Annotated in this window: 21 protein-coding genes; 11 read left to right on the forward strand and 10 right to left on the reverse strand. The window is 66.7% G+C overall.

The annotated features are described in order from the left end of the window. Nucleotides 1–55: 55 nt before the first annotated feature. The 5 genes from rsmB to def form a co-directional block, all read right to left on the reverse strand. Nucleotides 56–1,408, reverse strand: coding sequence for a 16S rRNA (cytosine(967)-C(5))-methyltransferase RsmB (rsmB, locus tag AC1Q7Q_RS30035; protein ID WP_492376166.1), 1,353 nt, complete (start codon nucleotides 1,406–1,408; stop codon nucleotides 56–58). A gap of 232 nt (nucleotides 1,409–1,640) precedes the next feature. Beyond that, a complete protein-coding gene (gene htpX, locus AC1Q7Q_RS30040) occupies nucleotides 1,641–2,501 on the reverse strand; it encodes a zinc metalloprotease HtpX (RefSeq protein ID WP_174424359.1) in 861 nt (286 codons plus the stop codon). A 187-nt stretch (nucleotides 2,502–2,688) separates the two neighbouring features. Beyond that, nucleotides 2,689–3,330, reverse strand: a complete 642-nt coding sequence (locus AC1Q7Q_RS30045) for a LysE family translocator (protein WP_492376167.1) — start codon at nucleotides 3,328–3,330, stop codon at nucleotides 2,689–2,691. 91 nt (nucleotides 3,331–3,421) lie between these two features. Next, complete coding sequence (gene fmt / locus AC1Q7Q_RS30050) at nucleotides 3,422–4,435, reverse strand: methionyl-tRNA formyltransferase (protein WP_492376168.1); 1,014 nt, start codon at nucleotides 4,433–4,435, stop codon at nucleotides 3,422–3,424. A 134-nt stretch (nucleotides 4,436–4,569) separates the two neighbouring features. Beyond that, a complete protein-coding gene (gene def / locus AC1Q7Q_RS30055; protein ID WP_492376169.1) occupies nucleotides 4,570–5,085 on the reverse strand; it encodes a peptide deformylase in 516 nt (171 codons plus the stop codon). Between the two features lie 162 nt (nucleotides 5,086–5,247). On the opposite strand from def, the gene AC1Q7Q_RS30060 reads away from it, so the two are divergent. The 4 genes from AC1Q7Q_RS30060 (at nucleotide 5,248) to AC1Q7Q_RS30075 (ending at nucleotide 11,067) form a co-directional block, all read left to right on the forward strand. Continuing rightward, on the forward strand, nucleotides 5,248–6,420 hold the full coding sequence (locus tag AC1Q7Q_RS30060; RefSeq protein WP_492376170.1) for a LysM peptidoglycan-binding domain-containing protein: 1,173 nt from the start codon (nucleotides 5,248–5,250) through the stop codon (nucleotides 6,418–6,420). After that, nucleotides 6,417–7,580 (forward strand): DNA-processing protein DprA, encoded by a 1,164-nt coding sequence (dprA, locus tag AC1Q7Q_RS30065; protein ID WP_492376171.1) that lies wholly within the window; start codon nucleotides 6,417–6,419, stop codon nucleotides 7,578–7,580. The genes AC1Q7Q_RS30060 and dprA overlap by 4 nt, the downstream gene beginning before the upstream one ends. Before the next feature lie 98 nt (nucleotides 7,581–7,678). After that, entirely contained in the window at nucleotides 7,679–8,083 is a 405-nt protein-coding gene (locus AC1Q7Q_RS30070; protein ID WP_492376172.1) for a thioredoxin family protein, read from the forward strand. Between the two features lie 269 nt (nucleotides 8,084–8,352). Further along, entirely contained in the window at nucleotides 8,353–11,067 is a 2,715-nt protein-coding gene (locus AC1Q7Q_RS30075; RefSeq protein ID WP_492376173.1) for a DNA topoisomerase III, read from the forward strand. A gap of 76 nt (nucleotides 11,068–11,143) precedes the next feature. Here the strand turns inward: AC1Q7Q_RS30075 and AC1Q7Q_RS30080 are convergent, their stop codons facing one another. Beyond that, nucleotides 11,144–12,046 carry a LysR family transcriptional regulator gene (locus tag AC1Q7Q_RS30080; RefSeq protein ID WP_150987609.1) on the reverse strand — a complete coding sequence of 301 codons (903 nt, stop codon included), beginning with the start codon at nucleotides 12,044–12,046 and terminating at the stop codon, nucleotides 11,144–11,146. A gap of 192 nt (nucleotides 12,047–12,238) precedes the next feature. Between AC1Q7Q_RS30080 and AC1Q7Q_RS30085 the strand changes: the two genes are divergently transcribed. Next, nucleotides 12,239–12,544, forward strand: a complete 306-nt coding sequence (locus AC1Q7Q_RS30085) for a hypothetical protein (protein WP_150987611.1) — start codon at nucleotides 12,239–12,241, stop codon at nucleotides 12,542–12,544. 338 nt (nucleotides 12,545–12,882) lie between these two features. Here the strand turns inward: AC1Q7Q_RS30085 and AC1Q7Q_RS30090 are convergent, their stop codons facing one another. The 3 genes from AC1Q7Q_RS30090 to AC1Q7Q_RS30100 all read right to left on the reverse strand — a co-directional run bounded on the left by AC1Q7Q_RS30090 (nucleotide 12,883) and on the right by AC1Q7Q_RS30100 (nucleotide 15,947). Continuing rightward, on the reverse strand, nucleotides 12,883–13,353 hold the full coding sequence (locus tag AC1Q7Q_RS30090; RefSeq protein ID WP_043350936.1) for a hypothetical protein: 471 nt from the start codon (nucleotides 13,351–13,353) through the stop codon (nucleotides 12,883–12,885). A gap of 233 nt (nucleotides 13,354–13,586) precedes the next feature. Further along, a complete protein-coding gene (locus AC1Q7Q_RS30095) occupies nucleotides 13,587–13,781 on the reverse strand; it encodes a YbdD/YjiX family protein (protein ID WP_006162283.1) in 195 nt (64 codons plus the stop codon). A gap of 93 nt (nucleotides 13,782–13,874) precedes the next feature. Then, on the reverse strand, nucleotides 13,875–15,947 hold the full coding sequence (locus tag AC1Q7Q_RS30100) for a carbon starvation CstA family protein (RefSeq protein WP_183035997.1): 2,073 nt from the start codon (nucleotides 15,945–15,947) through the stop codon (nucleotides 13,875–13,877). A gap of 391 nt (nucleotides 15,948–16,338) precedes the next feature. Here AC1Q7Q_RS30100 and AC1Q7Q_RS30105 point away from each other — a divergent pair, with 391 nt between their 5' ends. Both AC1Q7Q_RS30105 and AC1Q7Q_RS30110 read left to right on the forward strand, forming a co-directional pair. Beyond that, on the forward strand, nucleotides 16,339–17,784 hold the full coding sequence (locus tag AC1Q7Q_RS30105; RefSeq protein WP_492376162.1) for a cache domain-containing protein: 1,446 nt from the start codon (nucleotides 16,339–16,341) through the stop codon (nucleotides 17,782–17,784). Then, on the forward strand, nucleotides 17,781–18,449 hold the full coding sequence (locus tag AC1Q7Q_RS30110) for a response regulator (RefSeq protein WP_492387246.1): 669 nt from the start codon (nucleotides 17,781–17,783) through the stop codon (nucleotides 18,447–18,449). The genes AC1Q7Q_RS30105 and AC1Q7Q_RS30110 overlap by 4 nt, the downstream gene beginning before the upstream one ends. Before the next feature lie 284 nt (nucleotides 18,450–18,733). Here AC1Q7Q_RS30110 and AC1Q7Q_RS30115 read toward each other — a convergent pair whose 3' ends face one another. Beyond that, nucleotides 18,734–20,590, reverse strand: a complete 1,857-nt coding sequence (locus AC1Q7Q_RS30115; protein ID WP_492375464.1) for a phosphoenolpyruvate carboxykinase (GTP) — start codon at nucleotides 20,588–20,590, stop codon at nucleotides 18,734–18,736. Nucleotides 20,591–21,158: 568 nt separating this feature from the next. On the opposite strand from AC1Q7Q_RS30115, the gene AC1Q7Q_RS30120 reads away from it, so the two are divergent. The 4 genes from AC1Q7Q_RS30120 (at nucleotide 21,159) to AC1Q7Q_RS30135 (ending at nucleotide 25,721) form a co-directional block, all read left to right on the forward strand. Continuing rightward, the gene (locus tag AC1Q7Q_RS30120) at nucleotides 21,159–22,172 is read left to right on the forward strand and encodes a D-2-hydroxyacid dehydrogenase family protein (RefSeq protein WP_492375463.1); all 1,014 of its coding nucleotides are present in this window, start codon (nucleotides 21,159–21,161) and stop codon (nucleotides 22,170–22,172) included. 153 nt (nucleotides 22,173–22,325) lie between these two features. After that, the gene (locus AC1Q7Q_RS30125) at nucleotides 22,326–23,501 is read left to right on the forward strand and encodes an MFS transporter (RefSeq protein ID WP_492375462.1); all 1,176 of its coding nucleotides are present in this window, start codon (nucleotides 22,326–22,328) and stop codon (nucleotides 23,499–23,501) included. Nucleotides 23,502–23,648: 147 nt separating this feature from the next. Further along, nucleotides 23,649–24,278 carry an MOSC domain-containing protein gene (locus AC1Q7Q_RS30130; protein WP_492375461.1) on the forward strand — a complete coding sequence of 210 codons (630 nt, stop codon included), beginning with the start codon at nucleotides 23,649–23,651 and terminating at the stop codon, nucleotides 24,276–24,278. Between the two features lie 198 nt (nucleotides 24,279–24,476). Then, nucleotides 24,477–25,721, forward strand: a complete 1,245-nt coding sequence (locus tag AC1Q7Q_RS30135; protein WP_492375460.1) for an efflux RND transporter periplasmic adaptor subunit — start codon at nucleotides 24,477–24,479, stop codon at nucleotides 25,719–25,721. Nucleotides 25,722–25,732: the final 11 nt, after the last annotated feature.

Consider the following 25,732-nt stretch of genomic DNA (forward strand, 5'->3'; position numbering starts at 1 on the left):
GACGCGAAGGACGAACAAGCGAAGCGGGTTCGGCATTGGGATCGATTGGGATCGGTCAGGGTCGTTTCTGGAAACGGGCGTAGAAGAAGCCATCGTGATCGGTGGGCAGGCCTTCCTGGCTGCCATTTCCGCCACCGGCCAACTGATCCTTGCTGCCCGGCAGCATCTGGCCGGGCGCTTGCAATCGTATCGCATCTGGTAGCTGTGCACCAAACCAGCGCGCCTGCTCTTCGTTCTCCGTTGGAAAAATAGAACAGGTGACATAGACCAGGATGCCGCCCGGCTTGAGCAGGCTCCAGAGCTGTGACACGATGCGCCGCTGCTCGGTGACCAGCCGGGGGATATCCACCTCGCGGCGCAGCCAGCGGATGTCCGGGTGGCGGCGCACGATGCCCGAGGCCGAGCACGGTACGTCGGCCAGGATGCGGTCGTACTGGCGGTTGTCCCACCAGTCCTGCGGGCGGCTTGCGTCGCCTACCACCACGGTGGCTTGCTGGCCCAGGCGCGCGAGGTTCTCGTCGATGCGGGTGGCGCGCTGCGCGTCGCTCTCCAGCGCGGTGACTTCCACGTTGGCGAGTTCAAGGATGTGGCCGGTCTTGCCGCCGGGCGCAGCGCACGCATCGAGCACGCGCTGGCCGTCGGCCAGGTCCAGAAGCGCAGCGGCCAGTTGCGCGCCGGCGTCCTGCACCGAGACATCGCCCTCGGCAAACCCGGGGATCTGCGACACGGGAAACGCGCGCACCAGCCGCACGGCCTGCGGGCCGATGGCCACGCCCGCCATGCCGGCATTGAGCACGCGCTTGAGGTAGTCGGGCACCGAGACCCGCGCCGTATTGACGCGCAGGGTCATGGGCGGGCGCACATTGGCGCTCTCGGCCAGCGCGGTCCACTGGTCCGGGTACGCCTTGCGCAGCGCATCCAGCCACCATGCGGGCAGGTTCCAGCGCGCTTCGTCGTCCTGGCGCACCTCGGCCAGCAGTGCCTTGCGTTCACGCAGGAAACGGCGCAGCACGGCGTTCACCAGCCCGCGTGCGTGCGCGGTCTTGGGCTCGGAGGCTGCCGCGCTGACGGCCTGGTCGACCACGGTGAACTCGGTATAGCCCCCTTCCCCCTGCTCGTCCTCGACCAGCAGCGCCAGCGACACGGCCAGCAGTGAGTCCACCAGCGCGCCGGGCGGCCGGGTCACCAGCTTGGTGACCAGCGCGCGCGCCGTGCCGAACTGGCGCATGGTGCGATAGGCCAGGTCCTGCAGGGCGCCACGCGTGGCGGCGTCGCGCACGCGGTCCAGGCGGTACTGGGCAGCGGCGTTCTCGATGGCCAGCGGCAGCGCGCTGCCTTCGTTGACGCCGCGTACGGCAGCCGCGGCGGCGAGCATCTGGAAGGCGAGGGATTCGTGTTGCAGGCGCATGACAGTGGGGCAGTGAGACGGTAAGACGGGGTGGCAGGGGGCAAGCCGCAAGCGGCGAGGACTGGCGGCAAGGCCGGGCGAGGCCAAAAAAACACTGCCCGCCGCTTCCGGGGAAGCACGGCGGGCAGTTTACCCTGTATGTGGCGGGGACCGGCGATTTTGCGCCTGGCTGGCCGCGGCGAGGGGGTAGCGCGGCGGCTTGGACCGCGCTTGTGCCTCGATTGGGCCGCGCTTACACCGGATAGACGCCCGTCTGTGCCATCTGCATCAGCCGCGCCACCCGTTCCTCGGTGGCCGGGTGGGTCGAGAACAGGTTGGCGATGCCGCTGCCCGAGAGCGGGTTCATGATCATCATCTGCGCCGTGGCCGGGTGCTGCTCCGCGGTCGGGAACGGAATCCCCTGCGCATAGCGATGGATCTTGTCGAGCGCCATCGCCAGCGCCTGCGGGTCGCCGCTGATGGTGGCGCCGCCGCGATCCGCCTCGAATTCCCGGGCGCGGGAGATTGCCATCTGGATCAGCGAGGCTGCCAGCGGGGCAAGGATTGCCACCGCGATACTGGCAATGGGGTTGGAGCGGTTGCCGTTCTCGTCGCGCCCGCCAAAGAACATGGCGAAGTTGGCCAGCGCGGCGATGGCGCCGGCCATGGTGGCGGCGATGGTCGAGATCAGGATGTCGCGGTGCTGCACGTGAGCCAGCTCGTGGGCCATCACGCCGCGCAGCTCGCGCTCCGATAGCACCCGCAGGATGCCCGTGGTGGCCGCAACGGCGGCATGCTCCGGATCGCGGCCGGTGGCAAAGGCGTTGGGCGCATCCTCGTTGATCAGGTACACGCGCGGCATCGGCAGCTGGGCGCGCTGCGCCAGCTCCTGCACCATGCCGTAGAACTGCGGTGCCGTGCTCGCGTCGACTTCCTGCGCGTTGTACATGCGCAGGACCATCTTGTCCGAGAACCAGTAAGAGAAGAAGTTCATGCCCAGCGCCATGATCAGCGCGAACATCATGCCGCTGCGGCCGCCGATCATGCCGCCGATGACGATGAACAGCGCCGTGATGGCGGCCATCAGCATGAAGGTCTTGACCCAGTTGAACATTGTCGTGATCTCCGAAAAAATCATCCTCGCGCGCGCGCCCGGTGGCCGGGCTGGCCGTGCTACGGAAAGCGTGACGCGGTGCTGTTTAGATAGTACCCCGCCCCGGAAATTCAACCGTCACCTGCCTAAAAAAAGGGCAGCCGGTGCCGGCGGCCATTCGTTGCGCCAGCAGGTTCGGCAACGGTTCCTAGCGTTGGGCGAAGGCCAGGCGCGCACCCAGCCCGATGAATGCAATACCCACAATGCGATCCATCCAGCACTTGAGGCGCGGCACCTCGCTGGCGCGGCGGGTCAGGGTGCCCGCCATCCATGCCACCAGGCTGTTCCATAGCGTCGACATCGCCACCATGACGCCGCCCAGGGCCAGGAATGCCAGGGCCTGATGCTCGGCGTTGCGATCCACGAACTGCGGGAAGAAGGAAATGAAGAACAGGATCACCTTTGGATTCAGCACATTGGTGAGAAAGCCCTGCATGAACAAAGCGCGCAGGCCGCGCGTGCCCGGCTGGGCAGCGGGGGCAGCGTCCGCGCCGGCGGGCGCGGATCGCTGCCAGATCAGGCGCAGCCCAAGCCACACCAGATAGGCAGCGCCGGCAAACTTGATCAGGGTAAAGGCGGTGGCCGATGCCGCCAGCAAGGCAGTCAGGCCGAAGGCGATGGCCAGCGAGTGCACGCAGCATCCGGCACTGACCCCGAGCGCCGAGACCACGCCTGCCGCCCTGCCCTGCGCCACGCTGCGCCCGACGATATAGGCGGTATCCGGGCCAGGCGTCACATTGAGCAGGAACACCGCGCCGACGAACAAGGGAAGGTCAGTAATGCCGAGCATGGTTGGCTGCCGGTGGATGAGCTACAGAAATGGGGCGCGCAGCGCGCTGCGGCAAGTCAGCCACCGTGGCTTTGCCGCTAGCGCAGGGCGATTATGCCGTGCCGCCAGGCACGGCGCAGCAGGTACCCGGCGGCAGCGGCATGCTCTGCAGGAATTGCTGGGCCGGCACGCGGCGCCCGCCCGGCTTTTGCAACTCGGTCACGCGCAGCGCGCCTTCGCCGCAGGCGATCACCACGCCATCGGCATCCGCCGCGAGCACGGTGCCCGGCGCCTGCGGGTGGCTGGCCGTGGACGCCAGGGGCTGGGCCTGCCAGCACTTGATGACGGTCTCGCCGACCTGCACGGTGGCGCCGGGAAACGGATTGAAGGCGCGCACCTGGGCGGCCAGCGCCGCAGCCGGGCGGCGCAGGTCCAGCGGGGCTTCTTCCTTGGCGATCTTCTCGGCATAGGTCACGCCCTCGGCCGGCTGCGGCGTGCCGGTGAGCGGCTGGCCCGCGGCGAGGCGGCGCAGCGCCTCCACCACCATGCGCCCGCCCAGCGCGGCTAGCGCATCGTGCAGGGTGCCGGTGGTGTCGCCGGGGCCGATCGGCACGGTTTCGCCCTGGATCATCGCGCCCGTATCCAGCCCTTCGTCCATCTGCATCAGCGTGATGCCGGTCTGCGCGTCGCCAGCCTCGATGGCGCGGTGGATGGGCGCGGCGCCCCGCCAGCGCGGCAGCAGCGAGGCATGGATGTTCAGGCAGCCGTAGCGCGGCAACGCCAGCACCTCGGCCGGCAGGATCAGGCCGTAGGCGGCCACCACCATGACATCCGGGGCGATCTGCGCCAGCGCGTCCACGGCGGCACCGGCCTCTTCAGGATACTTGCCGTTGCGGCGCAGCGAGCGTGGCTGCAGCACCGGGCCCAGGCTTTGCTCCAGCGCGTACTGCTTGACCGGGCTGGCCTGCAGCTGCAAGCCGCGGCCGGCTGGCCGGTCGGGCTGGCTGAGCACAGCCACCACCGGGAAACCGGCGGCGTGGATGGCTTCGAGCGCCACGCGGGCAAATTCGGGCGTGCCGGCAAAGGCAACGCGCAGCGCTTGGGATGGGCTTGCGGCTTGGGACATGGCACGCTCCGGCATAAAGCGGCACCGGCCGCATCAGCGGCCGGTAACTTGATTCATCGGGAAGGCAATACGATAGCAGACCGCTAGCTGGCCGGTAGCAGGCCAGTGCCGGCGCGCGGCCGGCCGCGGCTGCCTTACATGCGGGTGCGTTCGCGCTTGTGCAGCTTGACCAGCTTGGACTTGATGCGCTGAAGCTTCAGTGGCGACAGGTACTCGACGAAGACCTTGCCCTTGAGGTGGTCCATCTCGTGCTGGATGCACACGGCCAGCAGCTCGTCGGCTTCGATCTCGAAGGGCTCGCCCTTCTCGTTCAGGGCACGCACGCGCACATGGTCCGGGCGCTCGACCCGGTCGTAGACCTCGGGCACCGACAGGCAGCCCTCTTCCGCCACCTTGCGGGTGTCGCTGGACCAGACGATCTCCGGGTTGATGAAGACCTGCAGTGCGTCACGGGTCTCGGAGATATCGATCACCACCACCTGTTCGTGCACGTCCACCTGGGTCGCGGCCAGTCCGATGCCGGGGGCTTCGTACATGGTCTCGGCCATGTCCTCTACCAGCTTGCGAATGCGGTCGTCCACCACGGCAACCGGTTTTGCCACGGTATGCAGGCGGGGATCGGGGTAGGTCAGGATATCGAGTTTAGCCATGATGCTGGGGCGCAACGCCTGCCGCTCACACATGTGACCCGCGCGTTGCGGCTACGGGTGTTTACATGCAGAATCGGGGCGCAAGTACAAAAATTCAAGGCGCGCCGCAACAGGCACGCTCTCCAGGGTCAATCCGGCTGTTCTGCCAGCCGGTTCGAGAAAATGCGCGATCTTACCAAAGAACACCAGGCGGCGCCGGGCCGCAGGCCGTACGCGTTTGCCCGTTGGATGTTGTGTGCGGCCGGAATCACTGCCGTCACAGGGGCGCCAGTACATGCCGCCGATCTTACCGTCACCCCGGCCCAGCGGGCCCAGGCCGCCGTTACCGCGCAGCAAGGCATTGCCGCTGCTGACCTGGCTTCGGACGCGCCCCAGCAGTATGTCGTGCGAGGGGGTGACACGCTTTGGGGGATCTCCGGGCGCTTCCTGCGCCAGCCCTGGCGCTGGCCCGAGCTGTGGGGGATGAACCAGCAGCAGATCCGCAATCCACACCTGATCTATCCCGGCCAGGTCCTGTACCTGATTCAGCGCGACGGCCGCGCCTGGCTTTCCACCAGCCCCGATGCTGGCGGCACGGTGCGGCTCACGCCAAGCGTGCGCAGCGAAGGCGGGCCCGATGGCGCCATCGCCAGCATTCCCGCCAAGGACATCGAGCCGTTCCTGATCCGCCCGCTGGTGGTGGACCAGGGCACGCTGGAGACCTCGGCGCGCATCATCGCCCTGCCCGAGTCGCGGGTCTACCTGGGCATGGGCGACACAGCCTATGCGCGCGGCATTTCCCCGCCCGAGGCGGTGGTCGGCAGCGACTGGCAGGCCTTCAAGCCGGTCAAGCCGGTCAAGGACCCGGTTACCGGGCGCGTGCTGGGCTATGAAGCCGAGTACCAGGGCAATGTCCGTGTGTCGCGCCCGCCGGAAGGCTTCGACGCGGTAACTACCGTCAAGGTCACGGCGGCCCAGCAGGAAATGGGCTCTGGCACCTTGCTGATGCCCCAGCCGGCGCGCGAGCCGGTGCGCTATGTGCCCCGCGCGCCGGATGTCATGCTCGATGGCCGCATCGCGGCGGTCTACGGCGGCGTGCAGTTCGGCGGCGCCAAGCAGGTGGTCGTGCTCAATATCGGCACCGCCGCGGGCCTCGAGCCCGGCCATGTGCTCGCGCTGTCCCGCGCCGGCCAGGTGGTGCGCGATCGCACGGATGGCAACCGCGCCATCCAGTTGCCCGACGAGCGCTATGGCCTGGCCTTCGTGTTCCGCGTGTTTCCCGGCGTGGCCTATGCCCTGGTCACCGATGCCTCGAACGCGATCGAGGTGGGCGACCGCGTGACTTCGCCGCGTTGACCGGGCTGGCAGCAACCGGCGCCAACCCGGCGCCGGTGCCCACCACCCGCAGCGCTGCCGATATCGAGGCGTGGCTGCGGCTGACCGGTGCCCGTGGCCTGGGCACAGGAGCCTTGCGCCAGTTGCTGGCCACCTTCGGGCTGCCGCACCAGCTGCTGGCGCAGACCGTCAGCGCACTGGCGGCGGTCATCCCCGAGAAGCAAGCCCGGGCGCTGTTGGCACCGCCCGATGCTGTCACCATGGCGCTGGTCGAGCGCACCGTGGCCTGGGCCGCCGAGCCGGGCAACCATGTGGTGACGCTGGCCGATGCCGCCTATCCCCGTGCCTTGCTGGATCTGTCCGACCCGCCGCTGGTGCTGTACGTCAAAGGCCAGCTGGGCGCGCTTGGCGGCCCGGCCATTGCCATGGTCGGTGCGCGCAGCGCCACCGTGCAGGGCACGGAGGATGCGCGACGCTTTGCCCGCGTGTTGTCCGGCGCCGGGCTGACGGTGGTGTCGGGGCTTGCGCTGGGCATCGATGGCGCAGCGCACGAGGGGGCACTGGAAGGCGCTCTGGAAGGTGCTCTGGAAGGTGCTGGCGGCACCGTGGCGGTGATCGGCACCGGTGCCGACCTGGTCTACCCCGCTCGCCATCGCGACCTGGCCCACCGCATCGCGGCCCATGGCGCCATCGTCAGCGAGTTTGCGCTTGGCATGCCCGGGCGCAGCCACCACTTTCCCCAGCGCAACCGCATCATCGCGGCGCTCGCGCGCGGCGTGCTGGTGGTGGAGGCGGCGGCGCGATCGGGGTCGCTCATTACCGCGCGGCTGGCAGCCGAGATGGGACGGGAGGTCTATGCCATTCCCGGCTCGATCCATGCGCCGCTGTCCAAGGGTTGCCACCTGCTGATCCGCCAGGGCGCCAAGCTGGTGGAAACCGCGCAGGATGTGCTCGAGGAACTCGGCATGGCCGGGGATGCCGCCCGGCCGGTGGCGCCTGCGCCCATGCCGGCGCTGGACGATGTCCTGGGCCTGACGCTCACCCACGACCCCGTCACGCTGGACGCGCTGTGTGCGCGCACTGCCCTGCCGCCCGAGCAAGTGGTGGCCAGCCTGCTGACATTGGAACTGGCGGGCTCGGTGGAGCGGCTGCCGGGCAATGTCTATCGCCGGGTAAGCTAGTGAGCGACCCTGGTACCGCCGGCCGAAATACGGATTTCCTGGCGACCGCTACAATCAAACGATTTCCCGTGCCTGAAAAGGCTCATGTTTCCCCCATCATGACCGTTTACTTTCCGGAGCAGGACTCGGGCGCAATCGCCCAGGTGTTGGCAGCGCGTCCGCAAGGCCGCCTGGTAGCCTGCCTGTGCGCAGCCTGGTGCGGCACCTGCGGGACCTACCAGGAGGCGTTCGCGGCGCTTGCCGTCCGGTTTCCCGGCGATTGCTTCGTCTGGATCGATATCGAAACCCATGCCGACCAGCTGGGCGATCTCGATATCGATAATTTTCCGACGCTGCTGGTGCAACCCGCGGCGGGCGGCGCGCCGCAGTTCTACGGCACGCTGCTGCCGCATATTGAAGTGCTCGAGCGCATGCTGGCGCGCGGCGCGGCGATGGTGCCAACGGCCGGCGCAGCGGTGCCGAACGTGCTGGAGTGGCTGGCGCCGCACGCTAACGACGACTAACCCCGGTCATCGGCGTCTGGCGCAAGCCAGGAGCATGAGCGCCGGATCGCAGTCAAAAAACGAAGTGGGCGGTGGCTGTTCAGGGCCGGCCCACATGCCAGCAGCGCCTGTTTGACGGCGACGGCGACGGCAGCTTGCTTGCACCGCCGTCGGAACCGCGCTTATTATTGGCGCCTCAAAGCCCCAAGCTCGCTGTTTACATATAGTGCAGAGCCCTTAGTGGCAACAATTCGCAGGCCGCCAGAGTGCGGCCAGCAAGGACCCGATCCATGTCAAAAGCCCTCATCATCGCGGAAAAGCCATCGGTTGCTGCCGATATAGCCCGTGCCCTCGGGGGCTTTACCAAGCATGACGAATACTTCGAAAGTGACGATTACGTTCTTTCGTCGGCCGTCGGCCACCTGGTTGAAATCGCCGCCCCGGACGAATACGAAGTCAAGCGAGGCAAGTGGAGCTTCGCCAACCTGCCGGTGATTCCCCCCCACTTCGACCTGCGCCCCATCGCCAAGACCGAGTCGCGGCTGAAGGTGCTCAACCGCCTGATCAAGCGCAAGGACGTTACCGGTCTGGTGAACGCCTGCGACGCGGGGCGCGAAGGGGAACTGATCTTCCGCCTGATCCAGCAGCATGCCAAGGCCAAGCAACCGGTGCAGCGCCTGTGGCTGCAGTCGATGACGCCGCAGGCGATCCGCGACGGCTTTGCCCGCCTGCGCGACGATGCCGACATGCTGCCGCTGGCGGACGCCGCGCGCTGCCGCTCGGAAGCCGACTGGCTGGTGGGCATCAACGGCACGCGCGCCATGACCGCGTTCAACAGCAAGGGCGGCGGCTTCTTCCTGACCACGGTTGGCCGGGTGCAGACCCCCACGCTGTCGATCGTCGTAGAGCGCGAAGAGAAGATCAAGAAGTTCGTCCCGCGCGACTACTGGGAAGTGCGCGCCGAGTTCATCGCCGCCGCCGGCCTTTACGAAGGCCGCTGGTTCGACCCCAAGTTCAAGAAGAGCGAGTTCGATCCCGAGACGCGCGAGTCGCGCCTGTGGAGCGAGGCCGAGGCCAAGAGCATCGTGGCGGCCTGCCGTGACAAGACCGGCACCGTCACCGAAGAGTCCAAGCCGTCCACGCAGCAGTCGCCGGCGCTGTTCGACCTGACCACGCTGCAGCGCGAGGCCAACTCGCGCTTCGGCTTCTCGGCCAAGAACACCCTCGGCCTGGCCCAGGCGCTGTACGAAAAGCACAAGGTGCTGACTTACCCGCGTACCGACGCGCGCGCGCTGCCCGAGGACTACATGGACACGGTCAAGCAGACCATGGACATGCTGGCCGAGAGCTCGCCCAACTACCTGCCGCATGCCAAGAAGGTGCTGGCCAGCGGGTGGATCAAGCCCAACAAGAAGATCTTCGACAACAGCAAGATCAGCGATCACTTCGCTATCATCCCGACGCTGCAAGCCCCGAAGAACCTCTCGGAGCCCGAGCAGAAGCTGTATGACCTGGTGGTGCGCCGCTTCCTGGCGGTGTTCTTCCCGGCGGCCGAGTTCCAGGTCACCACTCGTGTCACCGAGGTGGCGGGCCATCATTTCAAGACCGAAGGCAAGGTCCTGGTCAATCCCGGCTGGCTGGTGGTCTACGGGCGTGAAGCCCAGGGCGACGATGCCAACCTGGTGGCGGTGGCCAAGGACGAGCGCGTCAAGGTCGACAAGGTCGACGGCGTGATGCTGACCACCAAGCCGCCCGCACGCTACAACGAAGCCACATTGCTGTCCGCCATGGAAGGCGCCGGCAAGCTGGTGGACGACGACGCGCTGCGCGAGGCCATGGCCGGCAAGGGCCTGGGCACGCCAGCCACGCGCGCGGCCATCATCGAAGGGCTGCTCGCCGAGAAATACCTGGTGCGCGAAGGCCGTGAGCTGATTCCCACCGCCAAGGCTTTCCAGCTGATGACGCTGCTGCGCGGCCTGGGCGTGCAGGAACTGACCCAGGCCGAGCTGACCGGCGAATGGGAGCACAAGCTGTCGCAGATCGAGCGCGGTGGCCTGAAGCGCGACGAGTTCATGCGCGAGATCGCGCAGATGACGCAGCAGATCGTCAAGCGCGCCAAGGAATACGACAGCGACACCATCCCGGGCGACTACGCCACGCTGGCCACGCCGTGCCCGCAGTGCGGCAGCCAGGTCAAGGAGAACTACCGCCGCTTTGCCTGCACCGCGTGCGAGTTCTCGATCAGCAAGATCCCGGGTGGGCGCCAGTTCGAGATCGACGAAGTCGAAGAACTGCTGCTGAAGAAGGAAATTGGTCCGCTGCAGGGTTTCCGCAGCAAGATGGGCCGGCCGTTTGCCGCCATCCTGAAGCTGGGCAAGGACGACGAAGGCCACTACAAGATGGAATTCGACTTCGGCCAGAATGACGACGACAACGACGGCGAGCCGGTCGACTTCAGCGGCCAGGAAGCGGTTGGCGCTTGTCCGAAGTGCGGTGGCTCGGTCTACGAGCACGGCATGAAGTACGTGTGCGAGAACAGCGTGGCCGTGCCCAAGAGCTGTGACTTCACCACGGGCAAGATCATCCTGCAGCAGGAGATCTCGCGCGAGCAGATCGGCAAGCTGCTGGGCGCGGGCCGTACGGATCTGCTGACCGGCTTCAAGTCATCGCGCACCGGGCGCAACTTCAAGGCCTTCCTGGCCAAGCAGCCGGACGGCAAGATCGGCTTCGAGTTCGAGGCACGCGAGCCCAAGGCGGGCGCCAAGACGGCGGCCAAGGGCGCCGCGGCCAAGACCGCGTCCGCCAAGGCTGGCGACGAGGATCAGGCTGGCGAAACGGTGAGCAAGGCCAAGGCGCCGGCCAAGAAGGTGGCGGCCAAGAAAGCTCCCGCCGCCAAGAAGGCCCCCGCAGCGAAGAAAGCCGCGGCCAAGACGCCAGCAGCCAAGCGCGCTACCGGCAAGTCCCGCGCCGACGACGAAGCCACGGCCGACGCCGAGGAAGAGTGAGTTGCTCGCGGAGCCGGCAGGACGCCGGCTCCGCGCTTCCCTTCCCCCTTTAGTAGCCCTCGATCCTGCGTTCCCCTTATTGGTTGTCGTTGCGGATCTTGCCCTCTTCGAGCAGGAAATCGATAAAGGCGCGGACCTTGGTCGGCAGGAACTTGCGGCTGGGATAGACCACGCTGACATCGCGCTTCGGCAGTCGGTATTGCTGGAGGATGTGCGTCAACCGCCCCGCTTCAATATTCGGCCGCGCCAGATAGGCAGACAGCATCGCCACACCCATGTCGGCCAGCGCCGCCTGGTGCGCCAACTCGGCATTGCTGCACAGCAGGCCCGGGCGGATCGGCACCGTTACCTCGCCCTCCGGGCCCGACAGCGTCCATTCATGCTCAGCGGTGGGGATGCGCATCGCGATGCAGCGGTGGTTGGTCAGTTCGTGCGCTTGGCGCAGCGGCGGGTGCTGGCGCAGGTAGCCTGGCGAGGCGCACAGGATGATCTCTGCCGAGATCAGCGGGCGCGCCACCAGGTGCGAGCCCAGCCCCAGGTCGGACAACACCACGCCTACGTCGCGCCCCTCTTCGACGATATCGACGATACGGTCCGATAACAGCACGTCGAACACCACCTCGGGATACAGGGCCTGGAAACGTGCCAGCGTGGCGGGCAGCAGGTGCAGGCCGAACATCACCGGCGCCACCAGCCGCAGTGTGCCCGAGAGCGACTGGCTGCGCGCCGTCACTACCGATTCGGCCTCCTCCACATCTTCCAGGATCTGCTGGCAACGCTGCAGGTAGGTCTCCCCGGCGTCAGTCAGCGACAGGCTGCGGGTGGTGCGGTTCAGCAACCGCGTGCCAAGGTGGCTCTCCAGGTCGGCTACGTAGCGCGTGACTACCGCATTGGACATTTCCAATTGTTGCGCTGCACGAGCAAAGCTGCCCAGTTCGACCACTTTGGAAAAGACGCGCATCGATTGCAGCCGGTCCATGACATAGTCTCCAGTCTTGCCCGCGAACTTTTACGGAAAGTGGGCTATTTATTGTCAAAACTACAACTAATCATTGTCGGGGGCAATGTTTATTCATATCAGGGAAATACCTAATATGGAGCCATCGGATGCCGCATTGCAGCGAAGGCTGCTGAGAAGACTAGGTGTCCTGCCTGTGGAAAGGATTCAATCATGAAAAGCCAACGTTTCGCCCTGATCGCCGCTGCCACCACGCTCGCAGCCGCCCTGACCGCCGCCCCCGCCTTTGCCAAGGCCGGCAAGTTCGACCCGTACACCGATGGCGCCCGCGCCACCCAGACCTCGGTCTATAGCAACGGCGGCAAGGCTGGCAAGTTCGACAGCTTCACCGACGGCGCCCGTGCCGGCAAGTTCGACCCGTTCACGGACGGTGCCCGCGTTGGCAAGTTCGACCCGTACACCGACGGCGCCAAGGCCGGCAAGTTCGACGTATTTACCGACGGCGCCGCTGCCCTGTAATTCAGGCGGCCTGTCGGCGGGAACCGCGTCTTATGGCGGTTCCGCCCCTTTCGGCTGATCTCCACAGGCCGACGGGGAGGGTGCGAAAGCGCCTTCTCCGTACTAACTGGAGGACACGCCCGTACCACGCCGGTACGGGCGTGTTTGCTTTTGGGGCACCGCTTTGTTGCACACGCTTGTCGGTGTCGGGTGATGCATGATACCCCCGGCGAGGTTTTCGGGCCGCAGCGACATAAATCACGGCATAAAAAAACGGGCCAGTCATGGCCCGTTCTTGTTGCCGGCATCGCAGGCCGGCTGCCGGCGGGCGGGGATGATCCCCACCTGCGCCAGGCAGATCAGTCGTCGTGATGGTGGTGACCACGGCCGTGCTTGCGCTTATAGCCGCTGCGGTAATAGCGGTCGTCGCGGTAGCCGCGGCCGCGTTCGTCAGCGTAGGAGTTGCTGCGCGAGACGTTGCCGCCCAGCGCGGCGCCCGCACCACCGCCAACCGCTGCGCCCAGCAGGCCGCCGGTGCGCCCGCCCATGGCGTTGCCCGCCGCCGTGCCTGCGCCACCGCCCAGCGCGCCGCCGATGATGGCGCCAGTGCGCTCGCGGCGGTTGGACGTGACCGCACCGCCTGCGCCGCCGCCAACCGCGCCGCCGATCACCGCACCGGTCGAGCCGCCGAGAGCGCCACCGACCGCCGCGCCGGCGACACCGCCGAGTGCGCCGCCGAGGGCATTATTCATATCGCCCGCAAACACCGGCAGCGCGGATGCCGCCAGGGCGATGGCCAGGGTGAAACTGCGAACGGGATGCCGAGACATGTTCTTCTTCCTTGGGTTGAGCAACTGTGACGCAAGTGTAGAGATGTAGCCGCGAGCTTGCTGTAACCACGTGTAAGGCCCTGTAACCGCTGCAGAAACGTAAAACGGGCCGCCAGAATTGGCGGCCCGTTCTTTAACGGCGTGAAGCGCGGAGTTACTACGGGGTTAGGACTGTTGTGCGGCTACGCGCACTCGCATTCCCCCCCCTGAGCGAACCGCGTGCCACGTGCAGATCAGCAACATTTTCCCTGCCCCCCGCCGTAGCGGGCCTCCTGCCGTTCGCGAAAGAACGCCTCGTAGGTCATGGGCTCGCGGTCGGGATGGGTGGCCTCCATGTGCGCCACATAGGTCTGGTAATCCGGCAAACCCACCATCAGGCGCAGGGACTGGCCCAGGTAGCGTCCCATGGTTCCAAGTTGCTCAAGCATGATGGATCTCCTGTTTCCAAATCCAATTCCAAATCCAAATCCAATTCCAATCCCGACATCGGGTGAGCGCTGGCCGGTGGCCAGCGCACGCACTCAATGCTGTGCCGAAGCCGAAGCCGGCATCGGTTCAAACGGGGTTTCGCGGTCGGTCGGCCGGTTTTCCGCGCGGGCCTTCATCGCGGTCTTGAAACCGTAGAACACGATCGACAGCACCACGAACATGAACAGCGCGCACAGCCCGGCATCCAGGTAGTCGTTGAAGACGATGCGGTGCATCTGCTCCATCGACTTGGCCGGGGCCAGTACCTTGCCCTGGGCGATGGCGTCGCTGAACTTGGCCGCGTGGGTCAGGAAGCTGACCTTGGGATCGGCGTCGAACAGCTTTTGCCAGCCGGCGGTCAGCGTGCAGATCAGTAGCCAGATGGTGGGCACCAGGGTGACCCAGGCGTATTGCCCGCGCTTCATCTTCACCAGCACGCAGGTACCGAGCACCAGCGCCACCGCGGCCAGCATCTGGTTGGAGATGCCGAACAGCGGCCACAGCGTGTTGATGCCGCCAAGCGGGTCAACCACGCCCTGGTACAGGAAGTAGCCCCAGAACGATACGGTCAGCGCGGTGGCGATCAGGTTAGCCGGCAGCGAGTCGGTGCGGCGGAACGAGGGCACGAAGCTGCCCAGCAGGTCCTGCAGCATGAAGCGCCCGGCGCGGGTGCCCGCGTCCACCGCGGTCAGGATGAACAGCGCCTCGAACAGGATGGCAAAGTGGTACCAGAAGGCCATCATGGCCTGGCCGCCCACCACCTGGTGCAGGATGTGGGCAATCCCCACCGCCAGCGTCGGTGCGCCGCCGGCGCGCGAGATGATGGAGTTCTCGCCAACGTCCTTGGCAGTCTGGATCAGCACATCCGGCGTGATCACGAAGCCCCAGCCCGACACCACCTGGGCCACCGATTCCGGCGAGGTGCCGATCACGGCTGCCGGGCTGTTCATGGCGAAGTACACACCCGGCTCGATTACCGAGGCCGCGACCAGCGCCATGATGGCCACGAACGATTCGGCCAGCATCGCGCCGTAACCGATAAAGCGCATATGCGCTTCGCTCTCAAGCAGCTTGGGCGTGGTGCCCGAGGAGATCAGCGCGTGGAAGCCCGACACCGCGCCGCAGGCGATGGTGATGAAGAGGAACGGGAACAGGTTGCCCGACCACACCGGGCCGCCGCCCTTGGCGAACTGGGTGAACGCCGGCATCTTCAACTCCGGCGCCACGATCAGGATGCCGATGGCCAGCGCGATGATGGTGCCGATCTTCAGGAAAGTGGAGAGATAGTCGCGCGGGGCCAGCAGCAGCCACACCGGCAGCACGGCAGCGATAAAGCCGTAGATGATCAGCATCCACGTCAGCGCCTTGCCGTCGTACGTAAACAACGGTGCCAGCACCGCGCTTTCATGCACGTACTGGCCACCGATGATGGCCAGCATCAGCAGCACGAAGCCGATCACCGACACCTCGCCGATGCGGCCCGGGCGGATATAGCGCGTGTAGATGCCCATGAAGAGGGCGATAGGAATCGTCACCCCCACCGTGAACGTGCCCCAGGGCGAATCCGCCAGCGCCTTCACCACGATCAGTGCCAGCACCGCCAGGATGATGATCATGATCATGAAGCAGCCGAACAACGCGATCATGCCTGGCACCGTGCCCATCTCGGACTTGATCAGGTCGCCCAGCGAGCGGCCGTCGCGGCGCGTGGAGATGAACAGCACCATGAAGTCCTGCACTGCCCCGGCAAACACCACGCCCGCCAGGATCCACAGCATGCCGGGCATATAGCCCATCTGCGCGGCCAGCACGGGACCCACCAGCGGGCCGGCGCCGGCAATGGCGGCGAAGTGGTGGCCGAACAGCACGGCCTTGTTGGTCGGCACGTAGTCCAGCCCGTCGTTATGGCGCCAGGCCGGCGTCATGCGCTTGGGGTCGAGCTGCATCACCTTCTCGGCGATGAACTTGCTGTAGTAGCGGTAGGCGATCAGATAGATACAGATCGCGGCGACCACGATCCACAAGGCACTGACGGCTTCGCCGCGAGACAGTGCAACGGTGGCAAAGGCGAAGGCGCCAAGGATGGCGACGGCCAGCCACACCAGGTGTTGCCCGATGCGATTCATGATGAGGGTCTCCTCAGACCATTTTTAGGAATGCCGGCGGCGGCAGGTGCCGGAAGCAAGGGGGGCGCCTGGGCGGCGTCCCCTGGTGGCGGCGGGCGGAGGGGGGGTGGCGGGATGGTCCCTGCCATGTCTCCGTCGGCGCCCGGTATGTCTCGCAAGATCCGGATCTGGTCGTCGCAGGCGGGCGATGCAAACAGCATAGACGCTAGCCGCACCCACTGCGCAGGACGCGTGCATTACGCCGCTTGAGCGGCGCGCGTGCGTCTGGCGTGTAGTATTGACACCCGTCCCTGGCGGCACAAGCGCGGAACTACGCAGCGATGCTGCGTGTTACTACGTAGATCGACGCTCGCATGCCGCTTGCGCGTCATCCGTGTTTACCCCGGTCCCGATGAAACTCCGTCAGAAAATCCTGTTATTGGCCGTCGCGCCGCTCGCCGTGGCCATGTTCGGCATCGCGCTGGCCGTGCGCTACCAAGCCACCCAGCTGGCAAGCCACGAGCGCGCCCTGGTCGAGGCGGCCTACCTGCAGAGCAAGGAAGCCGAGTTGCGTCACTACGTAGAACTGGCGCAAAGCGCGATCGCGCCGATGGTGCGCTCGGGCCACAACGATGCGGCCACCCGTGACGCCGCCATGCAGGCCCTGGCGCGCCTGGACTACGGCCCCGACGGCTATTTTTTCCTCTATGACCTGCAAGGCCGCAATCTGATGCACCCGCGCCAGCCCGAGCTGGTCGGACAGGATTTATGGAGCCTGCGGGACCCGCAGGGCGCGCTCACCATCCAGAAGCTGATCGCCGCGGCCCGCTCCGGCGGTGGGTCGGTGCGCTATATGTGGAGAAAACCCTCCTCGCAGCAACTGGCCCCCAAGCTGGGTTACGTGGTCGCCGTGCCGGCGTGGAACTGGATGCTGGGCACCGGCATCTATCTCGACGACGTGGAGCGCACCCTGCGCCAGCTCGATGCGCGGGCGGAGACCGATATTCGCGAGACCATGGCGTGGATCGGCGTGATTGCTGCGATCAGCATCCTGCTGGTGGCCGCCAGCGGCCTGGCGCTCAATGTGAGCGAGCACCGCGAGGCCGACGCCAAGCTGCGGCAGCTGGCGCAGCGCGTGGTGCAGTCGCAGGAAGAGGAACGCGCGCGGCTGTCGCGCGAGTTGCACGATGGCATCAGCCAGTTGCTGGTGTCGGTCAAGCTGCTGCTGGAGACGGCCGCCAACCGCCTGCGCATGGCCCCGGACCAGGGCCAGTCGGTGGCGCCCGTGCTTGGCACGGCGCTGGTCCGCCTGGATACGGTCTTCAATGAGGTGCGCCGGGTGGCGCGCAACCTGCGGCCTGCCCTGCTTGATGACCTTGGCCTGTTCGCCGCGCTGGAGCACCTGGCACGCGAGATGCAGGAAGGCAGCGGGCTGCAGATTTCCGTGTCGCACACGGGCAAGCCGCGCGAACTCGCTGACGAGCAGGCCACAGCCCTCTATCGCATCGCCCAGGAAGCGCTGACCAATGTGGAGCGGCATGCGCATGCGCGCCATGTCACGCTGGGGCTGGCGTTCGATGCCAACGCTACCCGGCTGACCGTGCAGGATGACGGCGCCGGCTTCGACGTGGCGCGCATGCAGCTCGATCCGAAGCGCGGCATCGGCCTGCGCAACCTGCGCGAGCGCATCGCCGCGCTGGGCGGCGAGTTCGATATCGTCTCCGGCCCGGGCTCGACCCGGCTGAGCGCGGCGGTGCCGGTGGTGCCGGTGGTGCCGGCGCAGTCGGCCACACGCCACAACCCGGATTCGCCGGATTCGCCGGATTCGCCAGATTCACAAGGAAACCCCCGCTCATGACCCCCGCCCCCGCCCGCGTCCTGTTGATCGACGACCACGCGCTGGTGCGCGACGGCATGCGCATGCGCCTTAGCCTGCAACCCGAGCTCACGGTGGTGGGCGAGGCCGACGACGGCGAGGCGGCGCTGGCCTGGCTGGCGCGGGCCAGCGCCGAGCACATGCCTGAACTGGTCATCACCGATATCGGCATGCGAGGCATGGGCGGCATCGCGCTGGCCGCCGCGCTGCATGAGGACTATCCGGAGCTGGCCGTGCTGATCGTGTCGATGCACGACAACCTCGAATACGTGCGCCAGGCGATCCGAGCCGGCGCGCGCGGCTATGTGCTCAAGGATGCACCCGCCGACGAGCTAATGGCCGCGATTGCCGCGGTGCTGGCCGGCCGCGTCTTCTACAGCGCCCGCATTGCCCGCAGCATGGCCGAGCAAACCCCGGCCGCCGGGCCGCTCGATGCGCTTACCCCGCGCGAGCGCGACATCTTCAACTGCATCGGCCGCGGCCAGGCCAACAAGGACATTGCCGCCGCGCTGGGCGTGTCGGTACGCACCATCGAGACCCACCGGCTCAACCTGCGGCGCAAGCTGGGCATCGAAGGCCGCGCGGAGCTGGTGAAGTTCGCCGTGGAGCAAGGGAGCACGGAGGGTGGCCCGACCGGCTCCCAATGAAAAAAGCCCACTCCAGTTGACGGAGTGGGCTTTAGCGCTTGCTGACGAAGCTGGATCTGCGTTGTCGCGCGCCCCTCTCCCGCGCGCGGGAGAGGGGCTGGGGGAGAGGGCGGGCGCTCGTCATGCCTGCGTGCTGGAGAACACCACGGGCTTCGCTTCAAGTGGCTCCTAGCTAAGCCACCCCTCTCCCCGGCCCTCTCCCCCTGAGGGGAGAGGGAGCGACAGCCGTCGTCGTGGCGCCTGGCTTTGGCCTGTTCGACGGCTTCGGTGGATGTGCCTGTTATTTAGGCAGCCAGACGCTTGGCCAGCGCGGCCTTGGCATCCACCAGGGCTTGCGGCAGGTTGTGCTTGAGTTGCGTGAACAGCTCCTCATGTAGCTCCAGTTCCTTCTGCCAGGCGGCGTGGTCGATCGAGGTGACCTGCTCGAACTGCTGTTTGGTGAAATCCAGGCCTTCCCAGTTCAGGTCCTCGAAGCTGGGCGAGGTGCCGAACACGTGGTCGGTGCCCTTGCCTCGGCCTTCGACGCGGTCGATCATCCACGACAGCACGCGCATGTTCTCGCCAAAGCCCGGCCACACGAAGTTGCCGGCCTCATCCTTGCGGAACCAGTTGACGCAGTAGATGCCCGGCAGCTTGGCGCCGGACGCTTCCAGCTTCTTGCCCAGCGCCAGCCAGTGGCCGAAGTAGTCGCTCATGTTGTAGCCGCAGAACGGCAGCATGGCGAACGGGTCGCGGCGCACCACGCCTTGCTGGCCAGCAGCGGCGGCGGTGGTTTCCGAGCCCATGGTGGCGGCCATGTAGACGCCTTCGGTCCAGTTGCGCGCCTCGGTCACCAGCGGCACGGTGGTGGAGCGGCGGCCGCCGAAGATGAACGCATCGATGGCGACGCCAGCCGGGTTGTCCCAGTTATCGTCGATCGACGGGCACTGCACTGCCGGGGCGGTGAAGCGGGCGTTCGGGTGGGCAGCCTTGGCGCCGGTTTCCTTGGCGATGGCCGGGGTCCAGTCCTTGCCCTGCCAGTCGATCAGGTGCGCCGGGGCTTCCTTGCTCATGCCTTCCCACCACACGTCGCCGTCATCGGTCAGCGCCACGTTGGTGAAGATGACGTTTTCCTTCAGGGTAGCCATCGCGTTGAAGTTGGTCTTCTCGCTGGTGCCCGGGGCCACGCCGAAGTAGCCGGCTTCCGGGTTGATGGCGTACAGGCGGCCGTCCTGGCCCGGCTTGATCCAGGCGATGTCGTCGCCGATGGTGGTGACCTTCCAGCCTTCGAAGCCCTTGGGCGGGATCAGCATGGCGAAGTTGGTCTTGCCGCAAGCCGACGGGAACGCGGCGGCCACGTGGTATTTCTTGCCTTCCGGCGAGGTCACGCCCAGGATCAGCATGTGCTCGGCCAGCCAGCCCTCGTCGCGGCCCATGGTGGAGGCAATGCGCAGTGCGAAGCACTTCTTGCCCAGCAGGGCGTTGCCGCCGTAGCCCGAGCCATACGACCAGATTTCGCGCGTTTCCGGGAAATGGACGATGTACTTGGTCGGGTTGCACGGCCAGGCCACATCTTTCTCGCCGGCAGCCAGCGGCTTGCCCACGGTGTGCACGCACGGCACGAACTCGCCATCGGTGCCCAGCACGTCGAACACGGCGCGGCCCATGCGGGTCATGATGCGCATATTGACGGCAACGTACGGCGAATCCGACAGCTCTACGCCGATGTGGGCGATCGGCGAGCCCAGCGGGCCCATCGAGAACGGCACCACGTACAGCGTGCGGCCGCGCATGCAGCCGTCGAACAGGCCGGACAGCGTCTGGCGCATTTCAGCCGGGGCGGTCCAGTTGTTGGTGGCGCCGGCGTCTTCCTTCTTCTGCGAGCAGATGAAGGTGCGGTCTTCCACACGCGCCACGTCGGACGGATCGGACAGCGCCAGGAACGAATTCTTGCGCTTGGCCGGGTTCAGGCGCTTCATGGTGCCGGCGGCGACCATCTGCTCGCACAGGCGGTCGTACTCTTGCTGCGAGCCGTCGCACCAGTAGATATTGTCGGGTTTGGCGAGGGCCGCGAACTCGGCCACCCAGGCGACCAGCTTCTGGTGCTTGACCCAGGCCGGTACGTTGAGTGCGGGCGTGCCCTGCATGGCGGGGTGGTTCATACTGCTACTCCAAAGCGTAAAGGAAATCTTGCAAAGCCAGGCCGGTTGCCGCGGTCGGGAGACGGCTGGCAGCGCCCCATGACCTGGGCAGACCGCGGCAATTCGCCGCTGGTTCCGCACCGGGCCGCATAGGACGGCTCTGACCAGGATCGTCACATCCCGTTACAACTGCACAGCGACCGGAACTGCGCAAAAGGTCGCGACAGGCCCCGCGGCTGCGCTACAGTGGCGCTTCGCCTGTGGCAGGGCCGGGCAGGCTTTGTCCGGCGCGGCCCGGGTGACGGGAGCAAGGCTCGACCGACAATCTGGGGCGGCACCGGAACCGGCAAGGATACCACCGCCGCTCGCCGCTGTTTTTTGCTCCGCAGCAATGTTTGTGCGCGATTCCGGGCCATGCCGTATTGTCTCGTTTGCCTGTCCGTCGGCTCACTTTCGCGTCGCGCGGGATTGTTCCCGCCGCGTTGCGCACTCGGTGCGGTGTCGGGCGGCAGATGCTAAAACTATAACGTTGATGGGTGCGCGGCAATGTGGGTGTGCGCACCTTGCGATAGCCAAAATAGAGTTTCCGATGAAGATTGCCGTACTCGACGATTATCAGGATGCCGTTCGCAAGCTGTCGTGCTTCAGCCTGCTCGATGGCCATGACGTCAAGGTGTTCAACAACACTGTCAAGGGCGTTGGCCAGCTGGCGGCACGCCTGTCCGACGTGGAAGCCGTGGTGCTTATCCGCGAACGGTCGCGCATCACCCGGCAACTGCTGGAAAAACTCCCCAAGCTCAAGATCATCAGCCAGACCGGGCGCGTTGGCGGCCATGTGGATGTCGAGGCCTGTACGGAACGCGGCGTGGCGGTGCTGGAAGGCGCGGGCTCGCCCGTGGCCCCGGCCGAGCTCACCTGGGCCCTGATCATGGCGGCCCAGCGCCGCATTCCCCAGTATGTGGCCAGCCTCAAGCATGGCGCCTGGCAGCAGTCCGGGCTCAAGTCCACCACCATGCCGCCCAACTTCGGCCTGGGCCAGGTGCTGCGCGGGCAGACGCTCGGGATCTGGGGCTACGGCAAGATCGGCAAGCTGCTGGCGGGCTACGGCCGCGCCTTCGGCATGAAAGTGCTGGTATGGGGACGCGAGAACTCGCAGAACGCCGCGCGCGCGGACGGCTTGGCCGTGGCCGGGTCGCAGGAGCAATTGTTTACCGACAGCGACGTGCTGTCGCTGCACCTGCGCCTGAGTGACGAGACCCGTGGGCTGGTCAAGCTGGCCGACTTCTCCCGCATGAAGCCCACCGCGCTGTTCGTCAACACCAGCCGCGCCGAGCTGGTCGAGGAAAACGCCCTGCTGGCCGCGCTCAACCGCGGCCGCCCCGGCATGGCGGCGGTCGATGTGTTCGAGTCCGAGCCCATCCTGCAGGGCCACGCCCTGCTGCGCATGGAAAACTGCATCTGCACGCCGCACCTGGGCTATGTCGAACGCGAAAGCTATGAGATGTACTTCCGCATCGCCTTCCAGAACATACTCGATGTGCTGAGCGGCAAGCATGACAGCATCGCCAATCCCAAGGCGCTGACGCCGGCGCTGTCGCGCTAAGCGCTAGCCCGCAGGCGAGCGCCCCGCCGGCCTCCCCGCCGGCGAGTGCGCTACGCTCAACGCGAACCGGGCAAAACCGCTACACTCGGACTTCGCGCGCGGCCTCTGGCCGCGTTTTTCGTCCTCCGCACCTCCTTCTCCGCCCCCGTCGCCATGGATCCCAGGCTCGTGATGCTGTGCCTTGGCAATTTTGTCATCGGTACCGGCGCGATGATCGTCACCGGCATGCTCAATGACATTGCCGGCGATTTCCAGCTTGGAGCCGGCACCGCGGGCCAGTTGATCTCCGTGTTTGCGCTGGCGACCTGCGTCGGCGCGCCCTTGTTCGCCACGCTCGGCTCGCGCATCGACCGCCGGCTGCTGCTGGCGGGCTCATTGCTGGTCTATGCCGCGATGCACCTGGCCGCGGCCTTTGCGCCGAGCTTTGCCAGCCTGATGGCGATCCGCTTGCTGAGCGCGATCGGCGCGGCCATCTTCACCCCGCAAGCCGCCGCCACCCTGCCGTTGCTAGTCAACGCGCAGACGCGCGGGCGCGCCATCAGCTTTGTTTTCCTGGGCTGGAGCGTGGCCAGCGTGGTGGGCGTGCCAATGGGGACGTGGATCGCCAGCACGCTGGGCTGGCGCTTCAGCATGGGGCTGGTGGGTTTGCTGGCGCTGGGCGCGTCGGTGGGCGTGTGGCGGGCCTTGCCGGCGCGGCTGTATGTGGAACCGGTGGGCCGGGCGGCCTGGGGTGCGGTGCTGCGGCACACGCCGATGGTGCTGGTGGTGGCCACCACCATGATCCAGTCGGCCGGGATGTTCACGCTGTTTACTTATATTGCCCCGCTGCTGCGCGACGTGCATGGTATCAGCGGCGGCACGCTCAGCCTGATGTTCCTGGCTTACGGCGCCTGCGGCGTCAGCGGCAATGTGCTGGCGGCGTCGCGCATGGATCGGGCCACGCCCGCGCGCATCGTTCAGGCCGCCATGCTGACCTCGCTGGCGGCCATGCTGCTGTGGCCGCTGGCGACACTGGGGCCGGTGGCGCTGGTGCTCATCTTCATGCTGTGGGGTGTCGGCGGCTTTGCCACCAACAGCGCGCAGCAGGCGCGGCTGGTAGCGCTGGCGCCGGAGCGCGCGGCGGTATCGATCTCGCTCAACTCGTCTTCCATCTACCTCGGCCAGGCCCTGGGCGCGATGGGCGGCGCGGCGATCTACGCAACCGCCGGCGCCGACTCCCTGCACTGGGGTGCGGCAGTGCTGATGCTGCTGGCGCTGGTGGTGTCGCAGCGCGCTCGGGTGCTGGGGCAGCGCGGGTGCTTGCGCGAGACGGCGCGGCAGCAGGCCTGAGCCAACCGGCTCATCGACCCACTGGACAAAGCAGACAAAGCGAACAATGCCGCCAGCCGTGCGGCGCCGCACACGTGGCAGCCGCTTGATACCTCTGTTTGGAAAATCCCGGCGCTAAGATAAAGGACACAGGATCAAGGAGACGGCATGAGCACATCCAACGGCATGCGCCTCATCGCCATCAGCGTCGGCAAGGCGGGCCCGCTCGTCGTGGCGGCGGTGGGCACCGAGGCGGTGGTGATGTCCGGCATCCGCAAGCATCCGCTCAGCACCTTGCTGCACCCGCTGTCGGTGGCGGTGCGTCCGCTGGGGCTGGCGGGTGACGAACAGGCCGACCTGAGCGTGCACGGTGGCCTGGACAAGGCGGTCTACGCCTACCCGGCCGAACACTACGCCTGGTGGAACGCGCGCCGCCGGGAAGCACGGCTGCCCGAGGCCGAGAAGCCGCTCGTGCCAGGCGCCATGGGCGAAAACCTGACCCTGGAGGGCGTGCTCGAGACTGATCTGTGGGTGGGGGATCTGCTGCGCATTGGCGACGTAGTGCTCCAGGTGGAGTCGCCGCGCCAGCCCTGCTACAAGTTCAACGCCGTGATGGGCTACCGCCATGCGATCAAGCATATGGTGCAAAGCGGTTATTCCGGCATTTACCTGAGCGTAGTCACCCCCGGCGATCTCCAGGCCGGCGCCGCGGTGATCATCAAGCCGGGACCGCGCGATGTGTCGATAGAAAGCATCAACGCGCGGCAACGCAATGGCCGCCAGATCCTGCTTTTCTGATAATGTTTGGCTCTCGATACAAGCAAGTATCCCTTCGCGCTGTAATAGTTTGTAATGGCGCGGATTGCATGGGTACTGGCCTTCAACGCCCTTGATCCTGTACTACTAGCGGTTTTCCGCGGCGCGGCACCGGCTTCCCAGAAGGCCGGGCCACGGGGGAGCGGGCGCATTTTGCGCGCACTGTCAGAGAGTCCTCACATGAAAACGAACGGGATCGACCAGGCCAAGGGCTTCGTCGACGCTAAGTGGAGTCCTTCCACGGGTACCGGCAAGGGGGTGTCGCCCTGGTTGCTCGGCGCGGTCTTGATTGCGCTGGCTGCTGGCGGATGGTTCGGCTGGCGTGCCTGGACGGCGCCCAAGCCGGCGGCCAAGGCGCCGCCTGTGGTGGTGGTGGCCACTGCGGTGGTGCAGCAGGGCGACGTGCCGCTGCGGGTGACGGCCAACGGCACAGTGAGCGCGCTCGCCACGGTGGAGATCCGCCCGCAAGTGTCCAGCACCGTGCGCACCGTGCATATCAAGGAAGGCCAGACGGTCAAGCCGGGCGACCTGCTCTTCACGCTCGACACCCGCATGGACGAGGCCAACCTCGCCAAGGCCCAGGCCCAGCTGATGCGCGACCAGGCTGACCTTTCCGATGCCCGCCGCACGCTGGTGCGCAGCAATGAATTGCTGCAGCGCAACTTCATCTCCAAGAGCGCGGTGGACACGGCCCAGGCCAAGGTCGACGGCTTCGAGGCCACCCTGCGCGCCGACCAGGCCGCCATCGAGGCCAGCCGCGTGGCGGTCAGCTACGGCGCCATCCGCGCCACCATCGGCGGGCGCACCGGCGTGATCAATATGTTCCCCGGCTCGCTGGTGATGCCCAACAGCGCCCTGCCGATGGTCACCATCGCCCAGGTGCAGCCGATTGCCGTCACCTTCACCCTGCCCGAGCGCCAGCTCGCCGCGCTGCGCGAGGCGCTGCACGCCGGCCCTGTTGCCGTGACCGCGCTGCCCAACGACGGCAGCAAGACCCCTGTGACCGGCAAGATCAGCTTTGTGGATAACACGGTGGACCCGCAGTACGGCAGCATCCGCATCAAGGCGCAGTTCGACAACGACGAGCAGCGCCTGTGGCCCGGGACGTATGCCAACGTGGACGCCGTGGTGCAGACCTTGAAGAACGCGCTGTCGGTGCCGCCGCAGGCGGTGGTGACGGGGCCGGAAGGCCGCTTTGTCTACGCGGTGCAGGCGGACAACCGCGTCAAGCCGATGCCGGTGAAGGTGCAAGTCTCCACCGCCAGCGCCGCCGTGATCGACGGCGTGCCGCCCGGCACGCGCGTGGTGGTGGAAGGCGCGCAGAACCTGCGCGCCGGCAGCATGGTGCGGGAAGCGACGCCCGCGGCCAAGGCTGGCGCGGCAAGCGCTGCCGCCGCCGATGCTAACGCCAATGCCAAGCATTGAGCCCAGGGCAC

It is taken from the genome of Cupriavidus sp. GW823-FHT07A04 (genome assembly GCF_058794615.1).

Bases quoted from the DNA above. Each gene is read 5' to 3' on its own strand.
- AC1Q7Q_RS30085 (WP_150987611.1), top strand. From the start codon at position 12,239: ATGAAAAGCCAACGTTTCGCCCTGATCGCCGCTGCCACCACGCTCGCA.
- AC1Q7Q_RS30125 (WP_492375462.1), top strand. From the start codon at position 22,326: ATGGATCCCAGGCTCGTGATGCTGTGCCTTGGCAATTTTGTCATCGGT.
- AC1Q7Q_RS30120 (WP_492375463.1), top strand. From the start codon at position 21,159: ATGAAGATTGCCGTACTCGACGATTATCAGGATGCCGTTCGCAAGCTG.
- AC1Q7Q_RS30095 (WP_006162283.1), bottom strand. From the start codon at position 13,781: ATGCTTGAGCAACTTGGAACCATGGGACGCTACCTGGGCCAGTCCCTG.
- htpX (WP_174424359.1), bottom strand. From the start codon at position 2,501: ATGTTCAACTGGGTCAAGACCTTCATGCTGATGGCCGCCATCACGGCG.
- AC1Q7Q_RS30105 (WP_492376162.1), top strand. From the start codon at position 16,339: ATGAAACTCCGTCAGAAAATCCTGTTATTGGCCGTCGCGCCGCTCGCC.
- AC1Q7Q_RS30080 (WP_150987609.1), bottom strand. From the start codon at position 12,046: ATGGACCGGCTGCAATCGATGCGCGTCTTTTCCAAAGTGGTCGAACTG.
- AC1Q7Q_RS30130 (WP_492375461.1), top strand. From the start codon at position 23,649: ATGAGCACATCCAACGGCATGCGCCTCATCGCCATCAGCGTCGGCAAG.
- AC1Q7Q_RS30115 (WP_492375464.1), bottom strand. From the start codon at position 20,590: ATGAACCACCCCGCCATGCAGGGCACGCCCGCACTCAACGTACCGGCC.
- fmt (WP_492376168.1), bottom strand. From the start codon at position 4,435: ATGTCCCAAGCCGCAAGCCCATCCCAAGCGCTGCGCGTTGCCTTTGCC.
- AC1Q7Q_RS30045 (WP_492376167.1), bottom strand. From the start codon at position 3,330: ATGCTCGGCATTACTGACCTTCCCTTGTTCGTCGGCGCGGTGTTCCTG.
- AC1Q7Q_RS30100 (WP_183035997.1), bottom strand. From the start codon at position 15,947: ATGAATCGCATCGGGCAACACCTGGTGTGGCTGGCCGTCGCCATCCTT.
- rsmB (WP_492376166.1), bottom strand. From the start codon at position 1,408: ATGCGCCTGCAACACGAATCCCTCGCCTTCCAGATGCTCGCCGCCGCG.
- AC1Q7Q_RS30070 (WP_492376172.1), top strand. From the start codon at position 7,679: ATGACCGTTTACTTTCCGGAGCAGGACTCGGGCGCAATCGCCCAGGTG.
- AC1Q7Q_RS30110 (WP_492387246.1), top strand. From the start codon at position 17,781: ATGACCCCCGCCCCCGCCCGCGTCCTGTTGATCGACGACCACGCGCTG.
- def (WP_492376169.1), bottom strand. From the start codon at position 5,085: ATGGCTAAACTCGATATCCTGACCTACCCCGATCCCCGCCTGCATACC.
- AC1Q7Q_RS30090 (WP_043350936.1), bottom strand. From the start codon at position 13,353: ATGTCTCGGCATCCCGTTCGCAGTTTCACCCTGGCCATCGCCCTGGCG.
- AC1Q7Q_RS30135 (WP_492375460.1), top strand. From the start codon at position 24,477: ATGAAAACGAACGGGATCGACCAGGCCAAGGGCTTCGTCGACGCTAAG.
- AC1Q7Q_RS30060 (WP_492376170.1), top strand. From the start codon at position 5,248: ATGCGCGATCTTACCAAAGAACACCAGGCGGCGCCGGGCCGCAGGCCG.
- AC1Q7Q_RS30075 (WP_492376173.1), top strand. From the start codon at position 8,353: ATGTCAAAAGCCCTCATCATCGCGGAAAAGCCATCGGTTGCTGCCGAT.